The sequence below is a fragment of the Sulfurovum sp. genome (assembly GCF_049668085.1).
Lineage (GTDB): Bacteria > Campylobacterota > Campylobacteria > Campylobacterales > Sulfurovaceae > Sulfurovum.
In genome coordinates this window covers 1-8,427 of the sequence record NZ_JBATIY010000169.1, presented here as the reverse complement: position 1 = coordinate 8,427, position 8,427 = coordinate 1, and the positions used below count along the sequence as shown (strand labels likewise).

At 36.5% G+C, this 8,427-nt stretch carries 6 protein-coding genes; 3 read left to right on the top strand and 3 right to left on the bottom strand.

Features of this window, described 5'->3' with window-relative positions; translation table 11 throughout:
• On the bottom strand, positions 1 to 4,140 hold a 4,140-nt coding region (locus WBM70_RS10230), incomplete at its 3' end, for a translocation/assembly module TamB domain-containing protein (protein WP_424558406.1).
• A gap of 275 nt (positions 4,141 to 4,415) precedes the next feature.
• Between WBM70_RS10230 and WBM70_RS10225 the strand changes: the two genes are divergently transcribed.
• Together WBM70_RS10225 and WBM70_RS10220 are read left to right on the top strand one after the other, a co-directional pair.
• Complete coding sequence (locus WBM70_RS10225) at positions 4,416 to 5,144, top strand: DUF2092 domain-containing protein (protein ID WP_424558405.1); 729 nt, start codon at positions 4,416 to 4,418, stop codon at positions 5,142 to 5,144.
• 10 nt (positions 5,145 to 5,154) lie between these two features.
• A complete protein-coding gene (locus tag WBM70_RS10220; protein WP_424558404.1) occupies positions 5,155 to 5,700 on the top strand; it encodes a hypothetical protein in 546 nt (181 codons plus the stop codon).
• A gap of 52 nt (positions 5,701 to 5,752) precedes the next feature.
• Here the strand turns inward: WBM70_RS10220 and WBM70_RS10215 are convergent, their stop codons facing one another.
• Positions 5,753 to 7,300 (bottom strand): ABC1 kinase family protein, encoded by a 1,548-nt coding sequence (locus WBM70_RS10215; RefSeq protein WP_424558403.1) that lies wholly within the window; start codon positions 7,298 to 7,300, stop codon positions 5,753 to 5,755.
• Positions 7,300 to 7,557: a phasin family protein gene (locus WBM70_RS10210; RefSeq protein ID WP_424558402.1), complete on the bottom strand. Its 258-nt coding sequence runs from the start codon at positions 7,555 to 7,557 to the stop codon at positions 7,300 to 7,302. Before WBM70_RS10210 ends, WBM70_RS10215 begins: the two co-directional genes overlap by 1 nt.
• A 373-nt stretch (positions 7,558 to 7,930) precedes the next feature.
• Between WBM70_RS10210 and WBM70_RS10205 the strand changes: the two genes are divergently transcribed.
• A partial coding sequence (locus WBM70_RS10205) for a Glu/Leu/Phe/Val dehydrogenase dimerization domain-containing protein (protein WP_424558401.1) occupies positions 7,931 to 8,427 on the top strand: 497 nt, incomplete at its 3' end.

Here is an 8,427-nt window from a genome sequence, read left to right as displayed (position 1 = left end):
GGGTACCACATTATAATATTTTAGATCATGTCTAACCGATACTGAATCAAAAGCATCAAGAGCATAGATTTCATCACGGGTTTCGCGTATCCTCTCAATATTAAAGCGTTCTCCTTCTCTAGCTCTTACTCTTGAGATCACAACAGAATCATCGATCGTATCAAGACCCTCGACGCTTGTCTTTCCAAAGGTGCAAACATCACCTTTTGTGAGTTTAAACCTTACATCTACTTCATGTCTATCCAGATATACATACGCTTTACTGTCAAGATCATAGCTGCAATACCCCTCTTTCAATAAATTCTCTATAATATCTTTTTTGATCGATACAAACTCTTTTGACCTGAATATCTGACCTTTATTTATTGTGATCAGCTTGGAAATATCGTGATCACTGCTAATATTAATATCATTGATCTTTACTGGTTCATTTTCTTTAATATTTACGATGACATCCGTTTTTGAGGTTTCAATCGAAAATGCTGCATCATAAAAGCCTTTGGAATCATAAAAATTCCGCAATGACTGTTCTAATGTGGGCAAAAGTTTGTCATTGATGGTAGGTTTATCATCTTTCCAGAATTGAAATATACTTTTGGTATCAACACCCATTGCCTTCTGAAGTGCTTTCTCATCAACATCCTTCTGTCCATTAAAGTGTATCTCATGATGAGGGATACGAACCTTTTCTTCTCTGGAAAAAAATGAAAAAAGTTTTTTCTCTGATTGATCTGCATCAGCAGAGTCACCAATAAAAGGAATGGCATCAATATTGATTCCTACTGTTGAGAAAGCAGATTTTACAATTCCCGTACCAGTATTTGAAAAAACAGATTTTGCCATCGTATCACCCATCATATTCATCATATCATCTTCACTCATATCCTGCTCATTCTCCTGTGTACCAAAGAGTATTGTGGAAAGTATCTTTTGTCTATCCATAGGAGGTATAGATGATAAAACAATTTCAGGATTAGTGGGGCTACCTGTAACATGTATGCTTATCTCAGCCTGTACGGTTTTATATATAGCCACTATATCAAGGATCAGTTTATTGGGATCTCCGGTAAAGCTTATCGTACCTTTTTTTAAACCAAATTTCTTATCTTTAAAACGATACCATGAACCTTCTAAGATCTCTACCATCCCCAACATCCTGAGAGGACCTTTTTCCACCTTTTGCAACCAAAGATCGGCATTGGCTTTCATATCTATCTCTTCCGTTTTATAGATAAACGGTTTTTCTGTATTGATATTAATGGAAGTGGTTAAATTATCCATAAAAACACTGTTCTTTTTCTTCTTTAGCTCCTCCGCATTGACAATATCCCTATCCGATGAAAAAGTCTTTATATTCATGTCATAATGAATCTCTCCACCCAAGATCGTAACCGTACCTTCAACACTTGTCTTATCCTCATCAATACTGGTCTTTAGATTGATATTATTTTCCAAATTAGCTATATCAAGATTACTTTTAAAAGAGTCGGCAGACGCAAGAAACTCTCCTTTTTGAGTCTCAGTGTTATAGGTTCCTTTGACTTTCACTCCATCATTAATCCAAAGAGGTGCTATCTCTATATTCCCTTCATTCCAAGTAATTAGGGATGGTTTTGTTGAAAAGAACTTATTCTTATCAATAGTAGTATGATATTCTTTTACCACTATCTCTCCACCTGAATATCCTAATGAGACCATCGTATCGTTCAGAGTATGATCTGCACTATATAGAAGTGTATTGGAGTGGAGTTGTAACACAACATCTTGCATATCTGTCATGATGAGAGCCACCTTCACATCTCCGTCCAAAGGTGGCACTTCAAATGCATAGATCGTAGAGAGCTTTTGCAACAAACCTTCCAAAGATGAAACACTATTCGTTAAAGACAGCTCTTTCTCAACATTACCCTTAAAGATGAATTCTGCACCAGCCAGAACCATGTTTCCATCCAAGTTTTTATTCTCTAGGTCAAATTTAACTTTGGAAGTAAGTCCCTTAGATCGGATGTCCATGTGTAAAAACTTTTCAAATATGCTAAGGTCAGCTTCTAATGGGCTAAGTGCATCAAGGTTCAACTTAGGACTCAATGTTCTCAGGAGTGAATCTTCAGGAAAAATGGTTTTACTCATGACCTTCCACTCTTTGTCATAAACAATATCAGCATCAACAGACGCAAGGTTGGAACTTATCTTCGCATTTGCCTTGAGAGGAAAGATGGCTGAAAAATCCAAAGGAAGATGCATATCCACTGACGCTGTGGAAGCATTGAGTGCTTTGGGAAGTGATATAAAGTTCTTTAACTCAAACGCTTGTTTCGTCGAAAGTGCGAGATCCCCTTTCTTCAGGTCAGCAGAAATCAGTTTGCCTTCCAACCCCTCTGATTCTATACGTGCTTCTATACTTTTGGTATCACCCTGGTAAGTGATTATCAAATCATTCAGGGGCTTGGTATAGTTACTATCGATCCCTTCAATCAGACCTGGTATTACCTTACCTTTATAGTCAAGTACACCATCGTTCAGTGTCAAGAGATTTTCAAAATTTAGCTCTTTTGCATAAAGTGTCGAAATATTTCCCTCGTTTTTAATGCTTAGTTTACCTTCAGAGAATCTATAAACGATTTGATTTGTCAAGGAGAGATTTTCTACAGTAAAGACACTCTTTTGTCTCTGAAGTAATTCCCCATCCTTAAGATCAAAATCAATCACTACCTGCTTTTTATCAACCATCATTTTCATAGCAATCGGATCGAATGTAGCCTTGTTTAAAGGCAGGTCATACATTTTAAAAAGTTCTTTATGTACTATTAACTGCCCCATACCTTTTATATGATTATCTTTGATCACTCCATGCTGTGACAAAGATACAAGATCACTCACAGCATTTACATCAACTTCTCCACTCTCCGCAATGAATGTACGCATATTCAACAACACATTGGTTGCATTCACTTCAGCACTTTTGACAAGGAGATTGTTGTATGCTACATTTTTTATCGAGCTGTCCATATGCTTGACATAAAGATATTTCGGCAATAACGAATTTGTCATACTATTCGTCTCTATACTCTCATCTTTATGAGGCACCTTAAATTCAGATTGATACGTTTGATTGTTTTCTATAGATTTAACAAACTGTGTCAACGCTACTGTATCTATATCCTGTAGTGATAATGAGTCAACGATTATCCTCTCACCTTCTAACTTACTTTTCATAGATAAGCTGCCAAGGCTTGTATCTAGAAGCATAGAGTAAGATTGCATTTCAAGCGTATCGGATTGAAGGTCTATGATCCCATAGATATCAACTTTAACAGACGTTGCATTCAGCTCTCCTCTGTTCAGTCTCAACCGGGGATGATCACCTGGTTTTGTTATCACAATAAAAGAATCAATTTCTATATTATTTGGTAGCTTATTCTCTCGTCCAGCTTTATAATTCTCAATTTCCGGTTCAACATATTCTGTGATATCTTTATAGATGTTTATTTCGATCATTTTATCAATAAGATGTTGAAATGCAGTCGTATCCAGATCCAACACGCTAAGTGTTTTGATCTTGATCTTTTTTCCATCTTTAGATCCATTGAGCTTTAGCGTTGCCACATTAGTATCCATAAGCAACGAGAGATCATCAATATCAATTTCCTCTCCATCATAGACAATATCTTCTCCCTCCAATGAAATATTTTTAAACCCTATCCCACTCTCATCAAAAGGCTTAACGGATAAATATAATTCTCCCACACCGATAGTGACAGGAAGGACAATAGCTCTGGTGTTTTTTTCTTTCGACTCAGCAGGAATAAAAGCCTCTATAGGTTTTTTGATATTTGCTACATTCAAACCTTTGGTTTCCAGATGCGTAATGGAGATTTTTTTATAGAGGATTGCGGCAGGATTCCAGCCTACTTTTAAGTTATCAAGCAGTAAATCATCTTTAAAAGTCAGCGCTTCAACTTCAATACCCGTAAGAAGACCACCGGAAATCTTTTTGTACCCAAATCCATACTGCGGGGCATAGGTATCTGCAGCCCACTGTATTGTTTTAGTTGAGTTAAGTAAAAAAAGTATTATCACAGCACTCATTAAAATGGATGTGAGGAATATATAGCTAATCCACTTTAATGCTTGTTTCACAATAACAGCCCTGTGTTAAGATATGTCTTATCTTATCCAAATAATAGATTTTATGCAAAAAGATTATTATCGAAAAAGCTGTATATAGATAAGAATCTTATTTTCGAAACCTTATAAAACATATGACTTTAGTAAAGTTTTGAAACAAGAAATCACTATTTAAAATTGTCTAGATACTTGAGAAGTAATATTTTTTAAATTAGGAGTTTTTGTATTAAAAAAACTTAGGTTTTATGTTACACTATAAATACAAACTATTATAAAAAGGACAGAAAATGAAAATTTACAACAAATTCCTCTGTATGGCAGGGGTTGTTTTTTTACTTGCTGGATCGAGCCTCTTTGCAGAAGGTCAGTCTGCTAAAGATATATTGACTAAGTCATATCAATATATTGGCAGTATGGATAAATATGCTTTTAAGGCAGTTGTTCTAGAGGACGATATAGTAGATGGTGAACTTGTAAAACAGAAGGATAGACACGATATATCTGTAAAAGTTGATAGACCGGGTAAGGTACGGGTAGATACCAAAGGGGATATTCGTAACAGAAGTGGTTATCTTAATGATGGTACTTTTACGATGATGGATCATGGGTTCGGGTATTATGGACTGATGAAAACACCAAAGACGATTGATGATGCACTTGACTTTATTTTTGATAAATATGGAATCAAGGCACCTTTGTTGCAACTGATCTACAGTGATATGGACAAGCGTTTAAAATTCAAAAAAAGTAAAAACTTTGGAACCATGATGGTAGACGGTACAGAGTGTGATTATGTTGCTTTTCGCGGCAATGAGGCAGAGGTACATCTTTGGATCACAACGGGTGACAAGCCATTGGTTAAAACCTATACCATTTTTTACACAACAGTTGAAGGACGCCCTGCTCTGAGCACTTCGATCACTTGGGAAGATAATCCAAAGATCTCAGATAATGATTTTATCTTTACTGCACCTAAAGATGCGGCAGAGATATCAGTTCTAAGTACAAATGAATAAAGGAAAAATGATGAAAAAGAAAAATGTATTTTTAGTCAAGTTTGCAATAGTTGCAGCAATGATAGGATTCTTCTCTCCTTCTGTAAATGTTAATCCAGGTTTTCAGGCAAAAAATGGTTACAGCGCAATTCCTCTACAGTTAAGTATTTCTCTTCTGAATACAGCTGAAGCAAGAGGAGGCCGAGGTGGCGGTGCCCGTGGTGGTAGAGGTGGCGGTAGCCGTGCCCGTGCAGGCAATGTAAATCGTGGAGGTAGTGCAAATAGAAATAGAAACACGAATAGAAATGTGAACAGAAATAGAAATGTGAACAGAAATGTAAATGTAAATCATTATTACGGTGGTGGCGGACGCTACGGTTATTGGGGTGGACGTGCCATTGTTGCCTGGTCATCAGCTTTGATCATAGGGTCCATGGTTGCTGCTGCTTCTATGCCAACTACATGTACAACATTCGTTCACGGTGGGGTGAGCTATAGACAATGTGGTTCCTCTTACTATCAACCTTTTTATGAGGGTGACACAGTAGTGTATAAAGTGGTTTCTTCTCCTTATTAATATAAGGGGATGGATAACTTTATAAGGTTTGCTTAGATCACTTCAATAACTATTATTTCCTAAATATGAGACGTAATACCCCTGCTCCAAAAAGTATGAGTGCTACTGACTCTAAAGAACGGTCAAGTTGCAGTACAAAAATCGATGAAAGAAGTAACATAAAGCCTATGATCAGTGGGGAAAGTGACTCACTGAGTGACTTTTTGAGTGTTTCTAGCTGTGGTTTAGAGAGCTCTACGGAAAGGTTCTCTTCACTGATGCGGTAGATACTGTTTCGTAAGGCTTTCAGGTCCAAAGGTAAGTTCTGAAACTCATCTATAATGGTCTCAATAATACTTTCATTTGCACCTAATGCTCGGGGAATATTTTTTTGCAGTATAGGCAAAATATCTTTGATACCATTAAAGTTCTCAATATAGCTTGTTCCCAAACCTTCTATAATCGCACTTACCCTTAAGATATAGATAACATCCTGAGGAAGTTTGAAAGGAAGATTTCTTGTCTGTTCCAGTACTTCAAATGCAAGCTCTTGCATACTTGAACTGTCTAAGGCGTCGTTTTTAAATATCTCGAACATTCTTTCCGTGAATTCTGCAAGTTCTGACAAGGGAGCATCATATGCCACTACACCCAAACGTTTACATGCGCTTACATAGCGTTCATAGTCTTGTTCGTTGGCAGCTTTGAGCATCTCTATAATAGCAATACGGGTTTCATTCGGGACGCGTTTCACCATACCAAAATCTAAAAGTATTAACTTGCCTTCTTTGGATATCAATAGATTTCCCGGATGTGGATCTGCATGAAAAAATCCTCTTACAAGCATCTGTTCCGTGTAAAAATCCACTAATGTTCCGATCAGCTTATCAATGTCGATATGATATCTCTCCATTGCATCCTTGTCATCGAACCTAAATCCTTCTTCAAAACTCATCACCAATGCATCATCACAGCTCACAGATTCGTAGGCGATGGGAAACCTTACATCCATATCGGCATAGATCTCGGAGAACTTGAGAAGATTTGTCCTCTCCTGATTAAGACTGACCTCTTTTAGTATCATAGACGCGAATTCTGTGATAACTGCTTCTATGGAGTTTTTTGTGTAGTGTGAGAAAAGTGGACGAAAGAGTACATTAAATGCATTTAAAATACGAATATCAGCTTTGACTTGTGTTTCAATACCCTCTCGTCTTAGTTTGACAGCTACTTTAGTCTCTTCATCCAACCACGCTTCATGTACCTGACCTATGGAAGCTGAAGCGATGGGTTCTTTTTCAAAACGGATAAAAGGGTTCTCTGCAAATGCTTTATCAAAGACACTTTGCATCGATCTTTCATCCATCGCTGGAAGCTCATCATGAAGTGTTTTAAGCTTAGAGAGGTATTCAGGTGGAAAAAAATCATTACGTGTTGCAAGCACTTGTGCAAGTTTTATAAAGCTAGCTCCCAAAAGTGTGATGGTTGCTACAAGTCCTGATGCACTTAAAGGTGAAAAGACCAAAAATCGTTCACGCTTCCTTATGAGGAGATAGAGTGTCAGTAAGACTTTAAATACATACCAAATGCGAAGAGGAGAATAAAGTTTAAATGTCTGCACTATTTATCTTTCAGTGCCTCTATATCTTCCTTTGTAGCTAAGCCCATTTCATCAATGACTTCTTTAAGCGCCTCTTTTATTTGTGCTTTAAACTTTTCTTCTTCCTCTTCTCCACGTGTTTGAAGTTTTTCAAGGAATGCAGTTGCATCATCTTTACTGAGTTTACCACGCTCCTGAAGTTTTTCGATCTCCTCATCCACCCGCTCTTTCAGTAGCAGTGCCCCGCCTAATCCAGTATATAAAATATCTTTTATCATGAGTAACTCCTTTTTTACATTATATACTATTTTCATCTCTTTTGATAGACAATTTTTGTCTGTTCATTTTTAACTTCTTTTTTTGTATTCAGGTTTTATATTTTAGTGTTGCTAACTTGTTGATGAGATAGTCTATCCACACCTAATAGCTTTATAGTATTATTTATGATACTTTTTTCATACGTGTAGTATTGATAAATAGTTTTATCTATCTATCTGTGAAAATATTTATAAAATAGGAGTTTTAGGATAACAGGATTCGAAATTTTTATGTTAAACTAAATATATAAAGAGGTTAGACTTTAATGTCTATAAGCTTTTTGTATAGCATAGATGCACAGTATTTAAATCATAATTCAAAGGAGTATTAAAAATGTCAAATAAGAAACCAACGTTAGAAGATGCACATAAGAGAATTAAAGAAGAGGTAGTCAAACTCATAGAAAGCCATCGGATTGAACATGATGTTTTTTATCAGGCACTTGAAGAAGTTTTAATATCTATCGCTCCGCTTTATCTTGCGGATGAAAAGTATGCAAAACATAACATTATTCGAAGATTGGCAAATCCTGACAGAATTATCAAGTTTAAAGTCGAGTGGATGAATGATAACAATGAAATTCGGGTCAATACAGGATACAGAGTTCAGTTTAACAATTCACTTGGGCCATACAAAGGTGGTCTTCGTTTTCACCCATCAGTCAATGAAGGTATTTTGAAATTTTTAGGGTTTGAACAGATCCTTAAAAATGCACTGACCGGTCTTCCAATAGGTGGAGGTAAAGGGGGAAGTGACTTTGATCCAAAAGGAAAAAGTGACTTTGAAGTGATGAAGTTCTGTACTGCATTCATGAGAGAACTGCACAAATA

Coding starts and splice junctions, on each gene's coding strand:
- WBM70_RS10220 (WP_424558404.1), top strand. CDS start 5,155: ATGAAAAAGAAAAATGTATTTTTAGTCAAGTTTGCAATAGTTGCAGCA.
- WBM70_RS10210 (WP_424558402.1), bottom strand. CDS start 7,557: ATGATAAAAGATATTTTATATACTGGATTAGGCGGGGCACTGCTACTG.
- WBM70_RS10225 (WP_424558405.1), top strand. CDS start 4,416: ATGAAAATTTACAACAAATTCCTCTGTATGGCAGGGGTTGTTTTTTTA.